This is a genomic window from Microbacterium sp. GW821-FHT01D02 (assembly GCF_059422585.1).
In genome coordinates, this window is record NZ_JBWKXB010000003.1 from 547,277 (window position 1) to 563,998 (window position 16,722).

At 69.7% G+C, this 16,722-nt stretch carries 16 protein-coding genes and 1 tRNA gene; 8 read left to right on the plus strand and 9 right to left on the minus strand.

The genetic code is table 11. The features are described from left to right. Positions 1-51 precede the first annotated feature (51 nt). The 6 genes from orn to AC07VM_RS16220 all read left to right on the plus strand — a co-directional run bounded on the left by orn (position 52) and on the right by AC07VM_RS16220 (position 2,679). On the plus strand, positions 52-678 hold the full coding sequence (orn, locus tag AC07VM_RS16195) for an oligoribonuclease (RefSeq protein ID WP_267418435.1): 627 nt from the start codon (positions 52-54) through the stop codon (positions 676-678). A gap of 36 nt (positions 679-714) precedes the next feature. Beyond that, positions 715-787 (plus strand) — tRNA-His (locus tag AC07VM_RS16200). 91 nt (positions 788-878) lie between these two features. Continuing rightward, positions 879-1,508: a LysE family transporter gene (locus tag AC07VM_RS16205; RefSeq protein WP_267418433.1), complete on the plus strand. Its 630-nt coding sequence runs from the start codon at positions 879-881 to the stop codon at positions 1,506-1,508. Positions 1,509-1,547: 39 nt separating this feature from the next. After that, positions 1,548-1,895 (plus strand): metallopeptidase family protein, encoded by a 348-nt coding sequence (locus tag AC07VM_RS16210; protein WP_267418432.1) that lies wholly within the window; start codon positions 1,548-1,550, stop codon positions 1,893-1,895. Beyond that, the gene (clpS, locus tag AC07VM_RS16215; protein WP_267418431.1) at positions 1,892-2,188 is read left to right on the plus strand and encodes an ATP-dependent Clp protease adapter ClpS; all 297 of its coding nucleotides are present in this window, start codon (positions 1,892-1,894) and stop codon (positions 2,186-2,188) included. Before AC07VM_RS16210 ends, clpS begins: the two co-directional genes overlap by 4 nt. Beyond that, positions 2,185-2,679 carry a DUF2017 family protein gene (locus AC07VM_RS16220; protein ID WP_494912237.1) on the plus strand — a complete coding sequence of 165 codons (495 nt, stop codon included), beginning with the start codon at positions 2,185-2,187 and terminating at the stop codon, positions 2,677-2,679. Before clpS ends, AC07VM_RS16220 begins: the two co-directional genes overlap by 4 nt. 12 nt (positions 2,680-2,691) lie before the next feature. On the opposite strand, the gene AC07VM_RS16225 is transcribed toward AC07VM_RS16220, so the two are convergent. Genes AC07VM_RS16225 through gatC form a run of 6 tightly spaced genes read right to left on the minus strand, consistent with a single transcriptional unit; the run spans position 2,692 to position 8,246 of the window. Then, a complete protein-coding gene (locus AC07VM_RS16225; protein WP_494912238.1) occupies positions 2,692-3,273 on the minus strand; it encodes a nucleoside/nucleotide kinase family protein in 582 nt (193 codons plus the stop codon). Continuing rightward, the gene (locus tag AC07VM_RS16230) at positions 3,257-3,574 is read right to left on the minus strand and encodes a hypothetical protein (protein ID WP_031206169.1); all 318 of its coding nucleotides are present in this window, start codon (positions 3,572-3,574) and stop codon (positions 3,257-3,259) included. The genes AC07VM_RS16225 and AC07VM_RS16230 overlap by 17 nt, the downstream gene beginning before the upstream one ends. 37 nt (positions 3,575-3,611) lie before the next feature. Beyond that, a complete protein-coding gene (dinB, locus tag AC07VM_RS16235; protein ID WP_267418428.1) occupies positions 3,612-4,868 on the minus strand; it encodes a DNA polymerase IV in 1,257 nt (418 codons plus the stop codon). A gap of 47 nt (positions 4,869-4,915) precedes the next feature. Beyond that, entirely contained in the window at positions 4,916-6,433 is a 1,518-nt protein-coding gene (gene gatB / locus AC07VM_RS16240) for an Asp-tRNA(Asn)/Glu-tRNA(Gln) amidotransferase subunit GatB (protein WP_494912240.1), read from the minus strand. Beyond that, on the minus strand, positions 6,433-7,950 hold the full coding sequence (gene gatA / locus AC07VM_RS16245) for an Asp-tRNA(Asn)/Glu-tRNA(Gln) amidotransferase subunit GatA (RefSeq protein WP_494912241.1): 1,518 nt from the start codon (positions 7,948-7,950) through the stop codon (positions 6,433-6,435). The genes gatB and gatA overlap by 1 nt, the downstream gene beginning before the upstream one ends. Continuing rightward, positions 7,947-8,246 (minus strand): Asp-tRNA(Asn)/Glu-tRNA(Gln) amidotransferase subunit GatC, encoded by a 300-nt coding sequence (gatC, locus tag AC07VM_RS16250; protein WP_494912242.1) that lies wholly within the window; start codon positions 8,244-8,246, stop codon positions 7,947-7,949. The genes gatA and gatC overlap by 4 nt, the downstream gene beginning before the upstream one ends. A gap of 67 nt (positions 8,247-8,313) precedes the next feature. Here gatC and AC07VM_RS16255 point away from each other — a divergent pair, with 67 nt between their 5' ends. Both AC07VM_RS16255 and AC07VM_RS16260 read left to right on the plus strand, forming a co-directional pair. Beyond that, entirely contained in the window at positions 8,314-10,014 is a 1,701-nt protein-coding gene (locus tag AC07VM_RS16255) for a long-chain-fatty-acid--CoA ligase (RefSeq protein WP_494912243.1), read from the plus strand. 47 nt (positions 10,015-10,061) lie between these two features. After that, positions 10,062-11,915: a DEAD/DEAH box helicase gene (locus AC07VM_RS16260; RefSeq protein WP_494912244.1), complete on the plus strand. Its 1,854-nt coding sequence runs from the start codon at positions 10,062-10,064 to the stop codon at positions 11,913-11,915. Between the two features lie 65 nt (positions 11,916-11,980). Here the strand turns inward: AC07VM_RS16260 and ligA are convergent, their stop codons facing one another. The 3 genes from ligA to AC07VM_RS16275 are packed head-to-tail and all read right to left on the minus strand — an operon-like array spanning position 11,981 to position 16,635. After that, entirely contained in the window at positions 11,981-14,314 is a 2,334-nt protein-coding gene (gene ligA / locus AC07VM_RS16265; RefSeq protein ID WP_494912245.1) for an NAD-dependent DNA ligase LigA, read from the minus strand. A gap of 38 nt (positions 14,315-14,352) precedes the next feature. Next, the gene (mnmA, locus tag AC07VM_RS16270) at positions 14,353-15,450 is read right to left on the minus strand and encodes a tRNA 2-thiouridine(34) synthase MnmA (protein ID WP_494912247.1); all 1,098 of its coding nucleotides are present in this window, start codon (positions 15,448-15,450) and stop codon (positions 14,353-14,355) included. Between the two features lie 9 nt (positions 15,451-15,459). Then, complete coding sequence (locus AC07VM_RS16275; RefSeq protein ID WP_494912249.1) at positions 15,460-16,635, minus strand: cysteine desulfurase family protein; 1,176 nt, start codon at positions 16,633-16,635, stop codon at positions 15,460-15,462. Between the last annotated feature and the right edge of the window lie 87 nt (positions 16,636-16,722).

The window sequence follows — 16,722 nt, forward strand, 5'->3', positions numbered from 1 at the left end:
GCGGTACCGCACCCCGGCAGACGATGTCGGGGCCGTCGATAGTATGGCGACATGGTATCTGCGTCCGAGAACGATCGTCTCGTATGGATCGACTGCGAGATGACGGGGCTCGACCTGGCGGTCGATGAGCTCGTCGAGATCGCCGTCGTCATCACCGATTTCGAGCTCCGCCCGATCGACCCGGGGTTCCAGGTGGTGATCCGCCCGAGCGAAACCGCCCTCGCCCACATGAACGACTTCGTCACCAAGATGCACGAGACGTCCGGTCTCATCGAGGAGATCCCCCTCGGCGTCTCCCTCGAGGAGGCGGAGGCTCAGACGCTCGCGTACATCAAGCGTTTCGTCCCGCTCGAACGCAAGGCGCCCCTCGCCGGCAACACCATCGGCACCGACCGGATGTTCCTCGCGAAGTACATGCCGCAGGTGGACCAGTGGCTGCACTACCGGAACGTCGACGTCTCGAGCATCAAGGAGCTCTCGCGTCGCTGGTATCCGCGCGTGTTCTTCCAGGCCCCCGCGAAGGACGGCGGGCACCGCGCTCTCGCCGACATCCTCGAGTCGATCCGCGAGCTCCGCTACTACCGCGAAGCCGTCTTCGTCGAGGAGCCCGGACCCTCCAGCGACGACGCGCGGGAGATCGCCGCCCGCACGGTGTCCGAGTTCACTCCGAACATGTAATAGACTCGTATGGTTGCCCGCTCCGGTGGGCACATGGTGGGTATAGCTCAGCTGGTAGAGCGCTGGCTTGTGGTGCCGGATGTCGCGGGTTCGAGTCCCGTTACTCACCCTCCGGAAGAAGGCCCGAATCGCGAGATTCGGGCCTTCTTCGCATTCCGGCGGAGAGCGGCGCCCCTCCCCCGAAGCTCTAGACTGACGTGGTGTCACTCGCGGTCTGGTTCTCGTTGCTCACCGCGTCCGTCGTCATCAGCTTCACACCAGGGGCCGGTGCGATCAACACGATGTCGAATGCCCTGAATCAGGGGTGGCGACGCTCGATCTGGGGCATCGTCGGACAGCAGATCGCCCTGGTCGTGCACGTCGCGATCGTCGCCGCCGGCGTGGGACTCCTGGTCTCCCGCTCGGAGTTCCTGTTCAACGCCATCCGTTATGCGGGTGCCGCGTACCTCGTGTTCCTCGGGATCCGCCTGATCCTCACCAAGCCCGCCGTCGTCGTGGACGAAGCGCCCGTCCCCGTCGACTCCCGCGAGAGCCACTGGTCGATGATCCGCCGCGGCTTCTGGGTCAACCTCCTCAACCCCAAGGCCATCGTCTTCTTCCTGGCCTTCATCCCGCAGTTCATCCGTCTGGACCAACCTCAGCTGCCGCAGTACCTCACGCTCATCGCGACCGTGATCGTGGTCGACGTGATCGTCATGTGGGGGTTCTTCGCCGCAGCCGCGCGCCCGTTCCGACGGCTCACCCGCTCCGCGCGCGGCCAGCGCATCCTGAACACCGTGTTCGGCGCGCTCTTCATCGTGGTGGCCGCCATCCTGGTGCTCCTGCACTGAGCACCGCGGTCGTGGTCGCGCGCCCCTAGGCTGGAGGGGATGGACATGGATGCCGCCGCTTTCGAGGAGCTCGTGATCGACGAGCTCGATGCGCTGCCCGACGACATGGTCGAGGGCCTGGAGAACGTCGTCTTCGTCGTCGAGGATCGCCCCGAGGACGGCACCCTCGACCTGCTCGGGCTGTACGACGGGCTGGCACTCACGGAACGGACGCAATACGGCATGGGCGAGCTGCCCGACCGGATCGTGCTGTACCGCGAGCCGCACCTGGCCCAGTGCGAGACCCACGACGAGCTGCGCGACGAGATCCACACCACGCTGGTCCACGAGATCGCGCATTTCTACGGCATCGACGACGAGCAACTGCACGAGATGGGCTGGGCATGACGACGCCCGCCGCCGTGCCGGAGCTCGACGAGATCACCGATCTGCGCGCCGCCCCCATGGAACCCTGGCAGGTCGTCGTGTGGAACGACCCCGTGAATCTCATGAGCTACGTGGTCCGCGTCTTCCGCACCTACTTCGGCTACTCCGCGGATCGCGCGACCGCGCTCATGCTCGCGGTGCATCACGAGGGGCACGCGGTCGTCGCCACGGGGCCGCGCGAGACGATGGAGGTGCACGCCCAGGCGATGCACGACTACGGACTGTGGGCGACGGTCAGGAAGGCCCCGCAGTGAGCACCGAGATGATCGTGATGCCGATCACCGTGATCGAGGAGTTCCACCTCGCCCAGCTCGTCGACGACTTCGTCGAGCTCGTCGACGGGTCCCGGGACGACGGCGACCCGGCTCTGGAGAGGCTGACGCCGAGCCCCTATCCCGATGACGCGGATGCCGCCGCAGGGTTCGCCGACACCACGCGCGATGACCTCCTGGACCGGCGCCTGGTGGACGCACGTCGGGTCCGGGCATCCCTCGACGAGTTCCGCAGCGGCATCGACGCCCTGTCGGAGGGCGAAGCGCTTCGGACCCATGACGTGCTCGTCCCCACCGACAGCATCGACGCCTGGCTCCGGACCCTCACCGCCATCCGCCTCGTCATCGCGACACGGCTCGGGATCACCTCGGACGACGAGACCGGAACGGATGGCCGGCACGACGTGTACGACTGGCTCGGCTACCGCCTGGAGCTGCTGATCCAGGCCGCCGATGAGCTCGACGCCGACTGAGCGGCGACCGCTCTAGGGGATCTCGACGATCCGGGTGGCGAGTGCCCGAGGATCGTCACGCTCGATGTGTCGACGTTCTTGCGCCGCCCAACGGTCCCAGTGCGGACGATAGGTTTCGCCGTCGCGAGCCAGGGCACGAGCCTTCCGCGACTCCGCTGCCGACTCCACCCAGACTCTGATGTCGGCCAGTCCAGCCGTGGAAGGCCGCAGGATGCCGCTGCCCTCCACGATCACCCCCAGCGCGGGGTCGACGGCGTGACTCTCCGCCTCGGCCTGCGCCTCCCAGTCCCACCGACGCCAGGTCCCGAGGTATCCACGGCCGTGCGGGCGCAGAATCCACTCGAGCGCCCGTTCCGCTCCGTCGTCGAGCCCGTCCCATCCCGGATACAGCGAGTCGAGCGCGATCAGCTGCACGTTCCCGAGGACAGGCCAGCGCCGCACCAGCCGCGCCGCCAATGACGACTTGCCCGCTCCGCTGCCGCCGTCGATCAAGACGACGGGATTCGCCGCGGCGACGGCCCGCACGTCTTCCTCGATCAGCGCCGCAGCGTGCTCCAGAGCCGCTGCGACCGGGTCGTCACTTCTTGAGGGCACGGATGATGCGAGTGAGTGCCCGCCCGGCGACCCAGACGAACGGCACGGCCACGACGAGCAGCGTGACGATGTTCGGCTCGAACCGCAGCCCCTCCTCACGCCGGACGTAGACGCCGACCGGCACCGAGACACCGCCGCCGCCACCGCCCTCGGCTCCGTCGCCGCTGCCACCGCCGAAGCCGGAGTAGGTGAATGCGACCGGAGTGATGCTCACCCCATCGACGTCCTGCGGCTCTCCGTACGCGCTCTTCACGCCGAAGGACGCAGCTTGCTTTCCGAGTTCCAGTGCAATGTTCGGCATACCCCCACGGTAGTCGAGGAACACGCGGCGCGTGGGATCAATCCAGGCCGTGCGCCTTGGGATGCTGCGCGGCACCGCGACCGTCTCCTCGGCCGATGTGTCGTGCACGGCTGATCGTCGCCGTGCCGAAGCGGGCGACGGCCTCGTCGACGGCACCCTCGACCTTGCGCCAGTCCTCGTCGTCGTCCCAGAGACCCAGACCGCCGCCGCCCGCCGGGCGCAGGTTCTCCGCGCGGACGCCGACGAGTCGTACGGGGTCGCGCCGATCGATCTGCTCGAACAGCGTCTGGGCGGCCTCCCCGATGCGCTGGCCGACCGCGGTGGGCTCGCTCAGCGTCATCGAGCGGTTGAGCGTGCGGAAGTCGTCGAAGCGGATCTTGATCGCCACGGTCGCCGTCTCCCACTCCGCGCGTCGGAGCCGTGCCGCGACGCGGTCGGCTAGGCGCAGGAGCTCGGCGCGGAGGAAGCCGCGATCGAGGATGTCCTCGTCGAACGTCTCCTCGTGCCCGATGCTCTTCTCCACACGCTCGGTGTCCACGGCGCGTGCATCCTCTCCGCGGGCGAGCAGGGTCAGGCGCGCGCTGAGGGCGGGGCCGACCGCGCGCTCGAGCATCTCGCGCGAGGACTCCCGGATGTCGCCCACGGTGCGGATGCCTCGCGCTTCGAGCGCTTCCGCAGCTTTGGGGCCGACGCCCCACATCGCTCGCACCGGACGCGGCGTCAGGAAGTCGAGAGTCTCCTGTGCGGGGACGACCAGCATGCCGTCGGGTTTGGCGATGGTCGAAGCCATCTTCGCGACGTGCTTGGTCGCCGCGACACCGACGCTGCAGGTGATGCCGACCTCGTGGAGGACGCGCTCGCGGATGAGCTCGGCGATCTGCGCCGGACTCCCCCACAGCCGCCGCACCCCCTGCACGTCGAGGAAGGCCTCGTCGACGGACAGCGGCTCCACGAGCGGCGTGAACGACTCGAAGATCGCCATCACCTGCCGCGACACCTCCTGGTAGCGGTGGAAGTGCGGGAGCACGATGCGCGCGGACGGGCACAGCCGCAGCGCCTGCGAGACCGGCATCGCCGCGCGCACGCCGTAGCGGCGGGCCTCGTACGAGGCGCTGGACACGACCGAACGCCCGTCCGGCGCCCCGATGATGAGCGGGAGGCCGCGGAGAGAGGGATCATCGAGCACCTCGACGGCCGCGTAGAACGCATCCATGTCGACGTGCAGGATGCGCGTCCCGGTGTCGTCGGCGTCGGCGGACGAGACGATCCGCCCTCTGCCGTCACCGTGTCCCATACGACCATTCTCCCCCGGACCTCCGACAGGAGACCCGGGGGCACGCGCTACTGGGCAGCGCGCTCGAGAATGAGTTCGCGGACGCGCGCGGCGTCGGCCTGGCCCTTCATGGCCTTCATCACGGCGCCGATCACCGCTCCGGCGGCCTGCACCTTGCCGTCCTTGATCTTGGCCATCACGTCGGGCTGCGCGGCGAGGGCCTCGTCGATGGCGGCGATCAGCGCGCCGTCGTCGGACACGACCGCGAGTCCACGGGCGTCGACGACCTCCTGCGGGGTGCCCTCACCGGCGATGACACCTTCGAGCACCTGGCGCGCGAGCTTGTCGGTGAGCGTTCCCGCGTCGACGAGCTGCTGCAGAGCCGCGACGTTCTCCGGGCTGATCAGCTCGGTGGCGTCCTTCTCCTGCGCGTTCGCGAGACGGGAGATCTCCCCCGTCCACCACTTGCGGGCCGTCGCCGGAGTCGCACCGGCGGCGATCGTCGCCTCGACGACTTCGAGCAGTCCGCCGTTGCGCACGTCCTGGAACTCCAGGTCGGTGAAGCCCCACTCCGTCATGAGACGGCGACGGCGGGCCACCGGCTGCTCGGGCAGGGCTGCGCGCAGCTCCTCGATCAGTTCCGCGGCGGGCTCCACCGGCAGCAGATCGGGCTCGGGGAAGTAGCGGTAGTCATCCGCATCCGACTTCGGACGACCCGGCGAGGTGGTGCCCGTGTCCTCGTGCCAGTGCCGCGTCTCCTGCGTGATGGTGCCGCCGTCGGCGAGGATCTGCGCCTGACGCTGGATCTCGTACTTCACGGCCCGCTCGACGGAGCGCATCGAGTTGACGTTCTTCGTCTCGGTGCGGGTGCCGAGCTTGTCGGTGCCCCGCGGACGCAGCGAGACGTTCGCGTCACAACGCAGGTTTCCGCGCTCCAGCCGGGCCTCGGAGATGCCGAGACCGCGGACGATGTCGCGGATGGCCTGCACGTAGGCCTTGGCGACCTCCGGTGCGCGGTGCTCGGTGCCGTAGATGATGTTCGTCACGATCTCGACCAGGGGGACGCCCGCGCGGTTGTAGTCGACGAGCGAGTACTCGGCGCCCTGGATGCGACCGGTCGCTCCACCCATGTGGGTGAGCTTGCCGGCGTCCTCCTCCATGTGCGCGCGCTCGATCGGGATCGTGATGAGCATGCCGTCCTCGAGCTCGACCTCGACCGATCCCTCGTACGCGATCGGCTCGTCGTACTGCGAGATCTGGTAGTTCTTGCCCAGGTCCGGGTAGAAGTAGTTCTTCCGGGCGAAGCGGCTCGACTCCGCGATCGAGCAGCCGAGCGCGAGGCCCAGGCTGATCGACGAGCGGATCGCCGTCTCGTTCACGACGGGCAGCGAGCCCGGCAGACCGAGGTCGACCGGGGCGATGAGCGTGTTCGGCTCCGCAGCGTGGAACGCCTCGTTGGCCGGGTTCGGTGCATCGGAGAACATCTTCGTGTTCGTGTTGAGCTCGACGTGCACCTCGAAACCGAGGACCGGCTCGAACAGCTCGAGCGCCTTGTCGAAGTCCATGAGCTTGGCGGCGGCGGCCATCAGCGGTTCCCTCCTGCGAGCTGCGGGGCACGGGTGAGCAGCGGCGCCCCCCACGAGTCGACGAGCAGCGTCTCGAGCGCGGCACCGACCTTGTAGAGACGGGCGTCCTCGCGCGCCGGAGCGATGAACTGGATGCCGACGGGCAGACCGTCGTCGTCCGCCAGACCGCTCGGGATCGAGATACCAGGGACGCCGGCGAGGTTCACCGGGATGGTGGTGATGTCGTTGAGGTACATCTGCAGCGGGTCGTCGATCTTCTCGCCGAGCTTGAACGCCGTGGTGGGCGCCGAGGGCGTGGCGATCACGTCGACCTCGGCGAACGCGTTCGCGAAGTCCTGCTGGATGAGCGTGCGGACCTTCTGCGCGCTGCCGTAGTAGGCGTCGTAGTATCCGGCCGAGAGGGCGTAGGTGCCGAGGATGATGCGGCGCTTGACCTCATCGCCGAAACCGGCGTCGCGGGTCGCGGACATGACGTCCTCGACCGTCGGGTTGCCGTCGGGGGTCACGCGCAGGCCGAAGCGCACCGAGTCGAACTTCGCGAGGTTGCTCGACGCCTCCGCGGGGAGGATCAGGTAGTACGCGGCGACACCGTACTCGAAGTGCGGGGCGCCGATCTCGACGATCTCGGCACCCTGCGCCTCCATGAGAGCGAGAGCGCTCCGGAACGACGCCGCGACGCCGGGCTGGAAGCCGCTGTCCGGGAGTTCGCGGATCACGCCGACCTTGAGGCCCTTGAGAACGTCGCCGCGTGCGCCCTCGCGAGCGGCTTCGGCGAACGATGGCCAGGCGTCGCGCAGCGAGGTCGAATCCTTGGGGTCGTGCCCGCCGATCGCGTCGTGCAGCAGGCCGGAGTCGAGGACCGTCCGGGACACGGGACCGACCTGGTCGAGGCTGGAGGCGAGAGCGATCGCGCCGTAGCGGCTCACGCCGCCGTACGTGGGCTTCACGCCCACCGTGCCGGTGACGTGCGCGGGCTGACGGATCGATCCGCCGGTGTCCGAGCCGAGAGCGAGCGGAGCCTCGAAGGCGGCGACGGCCGCAGCCGAGCCGCCGCCCGAGCCGCCGGGGATCCGTTCGAGGTCCCAGGGGTTGTGCGTGGGTCCGTACGCCGAGTGCTCGGTGGACGACCCCATGGCGAACTCATCCATGTTGGTCTTGCCGAGCGGGATCAGTCCCGCAGCACGCGAACGCGCGACGACGGTGGCGTCGTAGGGAGAGCGGTAGCCCTCCAGGATGCGCGAGCCGCTGGTCGTCGGCTGGTCGGTCGTGACGAGCACGTCCTTGATCGCGAGCGGCACCCCGGCGAGCGGGCCGAGGGCCTCACCGGCGGCGCGACGCGCATCGATCGCCGCTGCGGCCTCGAGTGCGCCCTCGTTGACGTGCAGGAAGGCATGGATGTCGCCGTCGACGGCGGCGATGCGGTCGAGGTGCGCCTGCGTCGCCTCGACGCTCGTCACCTCGCCCGCGGAGAGCTTGGCGGCGAGGTCGGCCGCGTTCAGTCGGATGATGTCGCTCACTGCTCTTCTCCCAGGATCGCGGTGACGCGGAAACGGCCGTCGGCGGCATCCGGGGCGTTCTGGAGCACCTGCTCGTGCGTGAGCGTCTGGCCGACCACGTCCGGCCGGAACACGTTGCTCAGCGGGATCGGGTGGCTCGTCGCGACGACGTCGGCGGTCGCGACCTCCGAGACCTTCGCGATGTTGTCGACGATCGCGTCGAGCTGGCCCGTGAGCCGCGACACCTCGTCGTCGTTCAGCTGGATGCGTGCGAGCAAACCGAGATGGCGCACGAGTTCAGGGGTGATTTCAGACACTCCCCCAGTCTAGTTGGCGCGCTCCGAACTCCCATGCCCTGGCGCGCGCTCGTCCTATGCTGGGCGGGTGAGCACGTTCCAGCCCCCTCGCCCATGGATCGCCAGCTATGCCACCGGAGTCCCGGAAGACCTCCCTCCTGTGGAGGGCTCGCTGGTCGACATCGTCGCCGCTTCCGCGAGGGACTACCCCGAGGCCCCCGCCCTGCAGTTCTTCGGCCGTGAGACCACCTATGCCGAGTTGCAGCACGCGATCGATCGCGCCGCCTCCGGTCTCCGCGATCTCGGCGTCCGCGCCGGGGACCCGGTCGCGATCGTGCTGCCGAACTGTCCGCAGCACATCGTGGCGTTCTACGCGGTGCTGCGCCTCGGCGCCGTCGTGGTCGAGCACAACCCGCTCTACACGCCCCGCGAACTGCGGAAGCAGTTCGAGGATCACGGCGCGAAGCACGCGATCGTCTGGAACAAGGTCGTCTCCACCGTGCAGGAGTTCCCTGCCGACCTGGCCGTGACGAACCTGATCTCGGTGGACGTGACGCGCGCCATGCCGTTCCTCACCCGGTTCGCGCTGCGCCTTCCGATCGTGAAGGCCCGGGAATCGCGCGCCGCCCTCACCGAGAAGGTGCGCGGAACCGTCGCCTGGGACGCACTGATCGACGCCGCCCCGCTTCCCGCCTCGCACCCGAAGCCGGCCACCGACGACCTCGCGATCATCCAGTACACGTCCGGCACCACCGGAACGCCGAAGGGCGCCGCTCTCACGCACCGCAACCTGCTCGCGAACGCCGCCCAGGCCCAGGCCTGGGTGCCGTCGATCCAGCGCGGCAAGGGCTGCGTCGTCTACGCGGTGCTGCCGATGTTCCATGCGTACGGGCTCACGCTCTGCCTCACCTTCGCCATGTCGATGGGCGCGCGCCTCGTCCTCTTCCCGAAGTTCGACCCCGACCTCGTGCTCGACGTCGTGAAGAAGCACCCCGCCACGTTCCTGCCGCTGGTTCCGCCCATCGCCGATCGCCTGCTCGCCGCGGCGAAGGACAAGGGCGTGTCGCTCGACGGCATCGAGGTCGCGATCTCGGGGGCCATGGCTCTCCCGCACGAGCTGGTCGTGCCGTTCGAGGAGGCCACCCACGGCTTCCTCGTCGAGGGCTACGGACTGAGCGAGTGCTCTCCGGTGCTGATGGCCAACCCGGTCGCCGACAACCGCGTGCCCGGAACGGTCGGGCTTCCGCTGCCCGGAACCGAGTGCCGCGTGGTCGACCCGGAGAACCCGACCGAGGATGTGCCGGCAGGATCCGCCGGCGAACTGGTCGTCCGCGGTCCGCAGGTCTTCTCGGGCTACTACGGCAAGCCGGAAGAGACCGAGGCCGTCTTCGTCGATGGCTGGTATCGCACCGGTGACATCGTCACGATCGACGAGGCCGGCTTCGTCCGCATCGTCGATCGGATCAAGGAGCTCATCATCACGGGCGGCTTCAACGTCGCGCCCACCGAGGTGGAGAACGCGCTGCGCCAGCACCCGCAGGTCGCGGATGCCGCCGTCGTCGGACTCCCGAGCGATCACTCCGGCGAGGAGGTCGTCGCGGCCATCGTCGTCGACCCCGGCACCGATGTCGACGTCGAGGCCATCCGCGAGTTCGCACGGAGCATCCTCACCCCCTACAAGGTGCCCCGGCGCGTGTACGTGGTCGACGAGCTCCCCAAATCGCTGATCGGGAAGGTCCTCCGACGTGAGGTGAAGGAGAGGCTGGTCTCGCTCACGAGCGGCGCCTGAGGACGCCCTCACAGGCACGAGACGGCGCCGCGCGCTACCCTTGGGAAGTGACCCCTGAAGATGCAGTGCTGACCGACGCCCCCGAGGACTCCCCCGCGACCCCCGGATTCGAGGAGCTCGGCATCACCGGGCCCGTCCTCAAAGCCATCAAGGATCTCGGATACGAGACCCCGTCGCCCATCCAGGCGGCCACCATTCCCACGCTTCTCGCCGGCCGCGATGTCGTCGGCATGGCGCAGACCGGTACCGGCAAGACCGCGGCGTTCGCGCTCCCCGTGCTCGAGCGCCTCGACGTCTCGCAGAAGACCCCGCAGGCCCTCGTCCTCGCGCCCACCCGTGAGCTCGCCCTCCAGGTGTGCGAGGCATTCGAGTCCTACGCCTCGAAGATGAAGGGCGTGCACGTCCTCCCCGTCTACGGCGGCCAGGGCTACGGCGTGCAGCTGTCGGCGCTCCGCCGCGGCGTCCACGTGATCGTCGGCACTCCGGGCCGCATCATGGATCACCTCGCCAAGGGCACACTCGACCTGTCGCAGCTGCAGTACCTGGTGCTCGACGAGGCCGACGAGATGCTGAAGATGGGCTTCGCGGAAGACGTGGAGCAGATCCTCGCGCAGACGCCCGAGGAGAAGCAGGTCGCCCTGTTCTCGGCGACGATGCCTCCCCAGATCCGCCGCCTCGCGCAGAAGTACCTGCGTGAGCCGGAAGAGATCAGCATCAAGTCGAAGACCGCGACCGGCACCAACATCACGCAGCGCTACCTCGTGGTGTCGTACGCGCAGAAGGTCGATGCGCTCACCCGGATCCTCGAGGTCGAGAACTTCGACGGCATGATCGTGTTCGTCCGCACCAAGAACGAGACCGAGACGCTGGCCGAGAAGCTGCGCGCGCGGGGCTACTCCGCCGCAGCCATCAACGGCGACGTGCCGCAGATGCAGCGCGAACGCAGCGTCAACCAGCTCAAGGACGGCAAGCTCGACATCCTCGTCGCGACCGACGTGGCCGCGCGCGGCCTCGACGTCGAGCGCATCAGCCACGTCGTCAACTTCGACATCCCGACCGACACCGAGTCGTACGTGCACCGCATCGGCCGCACGGGACGCGCCGGACGCTCGGGCGACGCGATCAGCTTCATCACGCCGCGCGAGCGCTACCTGCTCAAGCACATCGAGAAGGCGACGCGTCAGCAGCCGGCCCAGATGCAGCTGCCGAGCACCGAGGACGTGAACACCACGCGCCTCAACCGCTTCGACGACGCGATCACCACCGCGCTCTCGGAGACCGGGCGCATCGAGGCGTTCCGCGACATCGTCGCGCACTACGTCCGCCACCACGATGTGCCCGAGGGCGATGTCGCAGCGGCCCTGGCCGTCGTGGCGCAGGGCGACAAGCCTCTGCTCCTCGACCCCGCGAACGACCCGCTCTCGAAGGCCGTGGAGGCGGACAACCGCCCTCCACGCGAGCGCGCGACCCGCGATTCCCGTGAACCGCGGGAGCCCCGCACGGAGCGTCGCGGCCGCGGCGACTACGCGGCGTACCGCATCGAGGTCGGGCGCCGGCACCGCGTCGAGCCGCGTCAGATCGTGGGTGCGCTCGCGAACGAGGGTGGACTCGGCCGTGATGACTTCGGTGCGATCAACATCCGTCCCGACTTCTCGATCGTCGAGCTGCCCGCGAACCTCGACCCCGCCGTCCTCGAGAAGCTGCGCGACACGCGCATCTCCGGACGCCTGATCGAGATCAAGCCCGACCGTGGCCCCGGCGGAGCCCGCCGCAGCGCCGGTTCTCGTGACAGCCACGATTCCGGCGGACGCGGTGGCTACGAGCGACGCGCCCGCGACGACCGCCCGGCGCGCGACAGCCGCGACGAGAAGCCGTTCCGGAAGCCGCGCCACAAGAGCTGACCGCGATGCGTGTGCGGATCGGGGTCAGCCCGATCCGCACACGTGTCCGTCGGGGACGTCGGCCGTCAGGCGCCCTCGCCCACAGGCGGGAGCGCATCCGGTCCCTCGGTCACGAGGATGTGGAACTGTGCGGCATCGAGGATCCGCAGGCCCAGCTCCTCGGCCTTGGCAAGCTTGGATCCCGCGCCGGGGCCGGCCGCGACGAAGTCGGTCTTCTTCGAGACGCTCGACGCCGCCTTGCCACCCGCGTTGATGATGGCCTCCTGCGCCCCGTCGCGCGTGTAGCCGTCCAGCGAACCGGTCGCGACGACCGTCAACCCCTCCAGCACTCCCCCCGCCGCCACGGCGGCCCCCGGGCCGGGGTGGCCGGGCGTCGACCACTGCACGCCGGCATCGGCCCACTGCCGGACGATGTCCTGATGCCAGTCGACCTCGAACCAGGCGAGCAGGGAATCGGCGATGATGCCGCCGACGCCCTCGACCGCGGCGAGCTCCTCGCGGGAGGCGGCGCGGATCGCGGCGAGCGACCCGAACCACTGCGCCAGCGCACGCGCGGCGACGGGCCCGACGTGGCGGATGTTCAGCGAGACGAGCAGACGCCAGAGGTCCTTGGTCTTCGCCTTCTCCAGCTCCGCCAGCAGCGTGAGCGCCTGCGAGGACGGCTGGGGTCCCTCCAGGCCGGACTTCTTCTCGGCTGCGGTGGGGTTCCGGCGGAAGGGGGCGCGCGTCTTGACGATGCCGTCCTCATCCTCCTTCGGCAGGCCCGTCTCGGCGTCGCGCACGAACAGCTCGATGGGCACGAGCTCGTCCAGGGTCAGAGCGAACAGCCCCGCCTCGGTCTCCAGCGGAGGCACCGCCGGTGAGGTCGGCTGCGTCAGCGCGGCCGCGGTGACCTCGCCCAGTGCCTCGACGTCGAGAGCGCCCCGGGAGCCGATGTGCTCGACACGGCCGCGCACCTGCGCCGGACAGGACCGGGCGTTCGGGCAGCGGAGGTCGATGTCGCCCTCCTTCATCGCCCGCAGCGGCGTCCCGCATTCGGGGCACTCGACGGGCATCACGAACTCCCGCTCGCTGCCGTCGCGCTTCTCGACGACCGGCCCGAGGACCTCGGGGATCACGTCGCCGGCCTTGCGCAGCACCACGGTGTCGCCGATCAGCACGCCCTTGGCCTTGACGACGTCTTTGTTGTGCAGCGTCGCCTGACGCACCACGGAGCCGGCCACGTGCGCGGGTGCCATCACCGCGAACGGCGTCGCGCGTCCGGTGCGGCCGACCGACACGACGATGTCGAGGAGCTTGGTCTGCACCTCTTCCGGCGGGTACTTGTAGGCGATGGCCCAGCGCGGCGCGCGGCTCGTCGCTCCGAGTTCGTCGTGCAGTTCGAGCTCGTCGACCTTGACCACGATGCCGTCCAGCTCGTGCTCGATGTCGTGCCGGTGCTCACCGAAGTACTCGACGAACTCCACGACCTCGTCGATCGTGCGGCACACCCGGGTGTGCGGGCTCGTGGGCAGGCCCCACTCCGAGAGCAGGTCGTACACCTCGCTCTGCGCGGCGACGGGAGGGTTCGACCACGCGCCGACGCCGTGCACGTAGAGCGCGAGCGACTCGATCCGCAGCATCCCCGCTTCGAGCTCCAGCCCGTTCTTCTTGTCGATCTGCTGACGGAGTCCGCCGCTGGCCGCGTTGCGCGGGTTCGCGAACGACGGGAAGCGCCGAGCCGCGGCCGTCGTGGCCTTCTCTTCGTCGAACGGCTTCTTGACCCCTCCGCGCGACTCCCAGCGCGAGAGCGCGTCGGCGTAGGCGCGGTCACGGAAGGCGGCCTGCGCCGCGTTGAGTCGCTCGAACGCCGCGACGGGGATGAAGACCTCGCCGCGCACCTCGACGATCTCGGGGTGGCCTTCACCGCTCAACCGGTACGGGATCTCCGGGAGGCGCAGGGCGTTCTCGGTGACGATCTCGCCCACGCGCCCGTCGCCGCGCGTCGCCGCCGAGGTCAGGACGCCGTTCTCGTAGCGGAGGTTGATCGCGAGTCCGTCGATCTTCAGCTCGGTGAGCCAGGCGACGTCGCGCCCCGCTGCGGCCTTGGTCTTCGCCGCCCACTCCCGCAGCTCGTCGATCGAGAAGACGTTGTCGAGGCTGAGCATGCGCTCGGCGTGCTCGATCGTCGCGAGGCCTGTCGCCTCGGCCGCACCGACCATCTGCGTGGGCGAGTCCTGCCCCTGCAGCTCGGGATGCAGACGCTCGAGTTCCTCGAGCCGATGCATCCACCCGTCGTAGGTGAAGTCGTCGACCAGTGAGGTGTCGCGTCCGTAGTAGGCGTCTTTCGCCTCCAGGATGCGAGTGGTCAGCTCCTCGGCTTCGGTTCGGGCGTCTTCCAGCGAGATGTTCTCCGGCACCCCGTCAGTCTACGAGCGGGCACCGACACCGGAAGCGTCTACGCGCCGACGGGGACCGCCGACACCGTGGTGTCGATCGTGAACTGCCCGAGGACCCGGGTCCCGACGTACAGGACGGCAGTCTGCCCCGGTGCGACACCGTCGAGCGGCACCTCGGGGGTCACCCGCACGCCATCCGCGGACACCACCGCGTGCGCGGGCACCGGCTCGGCGTGCGCGCGGATCTGCACGTGGCACTCGAACGCGGAATCCGTGGGCGCGGCGCCGGCCCAGCTGAACCGCTCTCCGGCGATCTCTGCGATCGCGAGCGCCTCCTTGGGTCCGACCACCACCGTGTTCGACACCGGACGCACCTCGAGGACGAACCGCGGCTTGCCGTCCGCCGCAGGCACGCCGAGCTTGAGACCACGACGCTGCCCGACCGTGAACGCGTGGGCGCCCTCGTGCGACCCGACGACATCGCCGTTGCGGTCGACGATCTCGCCCGTCGCCGTGCCGACCTTCTCGGCGAGCCAGCCGCGGGTGTCGCCGTCGGGGATGAAGCAGATGTCGTGGCTGTCCGGCTTCTGCGCGACGCTCAGGCCACGGGCCTCCGCCTCCGCGCGGACGATCGCCTTCGAGGGCGTCGTGCCGAGCGGGAAGTACGTGTGCGCGAGCTGCTCGGCGGTGAGCACGCCCAGCACGTAGGACTGGTCCTTGGCGTTGTCCGAGGCGCGGTGCAGCTCCAGGCCTTCGGCACCGTCGATGAGCGTCGCATAGTGTCCGGTGCACACGGCGTCGAACCCGAGCTCGATCGCGCGCTCCAGGAGGGCTGCGAACTTGATCTTCTCGTTGCAGCGCATGCAGGGGTTGGGCGTGCGCCCGGCCTGGTACTCGGAGATGAAGTCGTCGATCACGTCGTCGCGGAATCGCTCCGAGAAGTCCCAGACGTAGAACGGGATGCCGAGCAGATCGGCCGCACGTCGCGCGTCGAGGGCGTCTTCGATCGTGCAGCAGCCGCGGCTGCCCGTACGCAGGGTGCCGCCGGCGCGGGAGAGCGCCAGATGCACCCCGACCACGTCGTGCCCCGCCTCCACGGCCCTGGCGGCCGCGACGGCGGAGTCGACTCCACCGCTCATCGCCGCAAGGATCCGCATGTCACCAGTCTACGAGCGCGTGGCTGTGCCGGCGCCGGATGCGCGCGAGTAGGCGTCGGCGATCGCGGCGAGCACCGCATCGACGTCGGCATCGGTCGACGTCCGGCCGAGCGAGAAGCGGAGGACGCTGCGCGCGTCCCGCTCGCTCCGCCCCATCGCCATCACCACGTGCGAGGGCTCGGCGACACCCGCCTGGCATGCGGACCCGGTCGACGCGGCGACGCCCGCGACATCGAGGAGGAACAGCAGGCTCTCCCCGACCGCGCCGGGGAACAGCACGTGGGCGTTCCCGGGGAGGCGGTCGAGCGGATCGCCCAGGAGCTCGGCCGCGGGCACGGCGGAGCGGATGCCGGTGACGAGGCGATCACGGAGGATGCGCAGACGGGCCGTCTCCTGCTCCCGCTCGGCCTCGGCCAGCTCGAGGGCCGTGGCGAAGGCCGCGGCTCCGGCGATGTCCTGCGTGCCGGCCCGGAGACCGCGCTGCTGGGCGCCACCGCGCAGCAGCGCCGTCAGCCTCGCCGTTCGCGCCGCGACGAGGACTCCCACGCCGACCGGCGCGCCGATCTTGTGCCCGGCGAGGCTCATCGCCACCAGGCCCGCACCGGCGGGCGCGTCACCACGCAGCGCGCGGAACGAGAGGGGAACGTGTCCGAGCGCGGCGACCGCGTCGAGGTGCAGGGCGACGCCGGCATCCGTGCTCGCCAGCGCGAGCGCAGCGGCGTCGTTGATCGTGCCCGCCTCGTTGTTCGCCACCAGGGCGGTCGCGAGGGCGGCACCGGGGAGCGCGGCGGCGAACTGCTCCGCATCGATGCGCGCCTCGCGCGTGACGGCGACCCGGCGCAGCTCCGCGCCCTCGTCCGCGAGCGCGGCCACCGTGTCCATCGTCGCGTGATGCTCCCCGTCGGGGATCACGATCGCCGACGTCCCCTCGGGGCGCGCGTGCCACAGACCCTGCAGCGCGAGGTTGATCGACTCCGTGCCGCCCGAGGTGAACACGATCTCGATCGGATCGGCGTCGAGCTCCGCGGCGACCCGCTCACGCGATTCCTCCAGGAGCCGGCGTGCGTCCTGGCCCGCGCCGTGGGTGGACGACGCGTTCCCGACCGTCTCCGAGGCGGCCAGCCAGGCGTCGCGCGCCTCCGGTCGCAGTGGCGTGGTCGCCGCGTGATCGAGGTAGTGCCGCATCCTTCGATTCTCTCGCGGATCCCGGGCGACCGGGCCCCTGCCGGTGGAACCCGGTACGCCCTGACATGAGACGGCAACACAACGCGC

Excerpts from the sequence above, each read along its gene's own strand:
- AC07VM_RS16230 (WP_031206169.1), bottom strand. The coding sequence starts at position 3,574 with ATGCCGAACATTGCACTGGAACTCGGAAAGCAAGCTGCGTCCTTCGGC.
- orn (WP_267418435.1), top strand. The coding sequence starts at position 52 with ATGGTATCTGCGTCCGAGAACGATCGTCTCGTATGGATCGACTGCGAG.
- mnmA (WP_494912247.1), bottom strand. The coding sequence starts at position 15,450 with ATGCGGATCCTTGCGGCGATGAGCGGTGGAGTCGACTCCGCCGTCGCG.
- AC07VM_RS16210 (WP_267418432.1), top strand. The coding sequence starts at position 1,548 with ATGGACATGGATGCCGCCGCTTTCGAGGAGCTCGTGATCGACGAGCTC.
- dinB (WP_267418428.1), bottom strand. The coding sequence starts at position 4,868 with ATGGGACACGGTGACGGCAGAGGGCGGATCGTCTCGTCCGCCGACGCC.
- gatB (WP_494912240.1), bottom strand. The coding sequence starts at position 6,433 with ATGGCCGCCGCCGCCAAGCTCATGGACTTCGACAAGGCGCTCGAGCTG.
- AC07VM_RS16275 (WP_494912249.1), bottom strand. The coding sequence starts at position 16,635 with ATGCGGCACTACCTCGATCACGCGGCGACCACGCCACTGCGACCGGAG.
- clpS (WP_267418431.1), top strand. The coding sequence starts at position 1,892 with ATGACGACGCCCGCCGCCGTGCCGGAGCTCGACGAGATCACCGATCTG.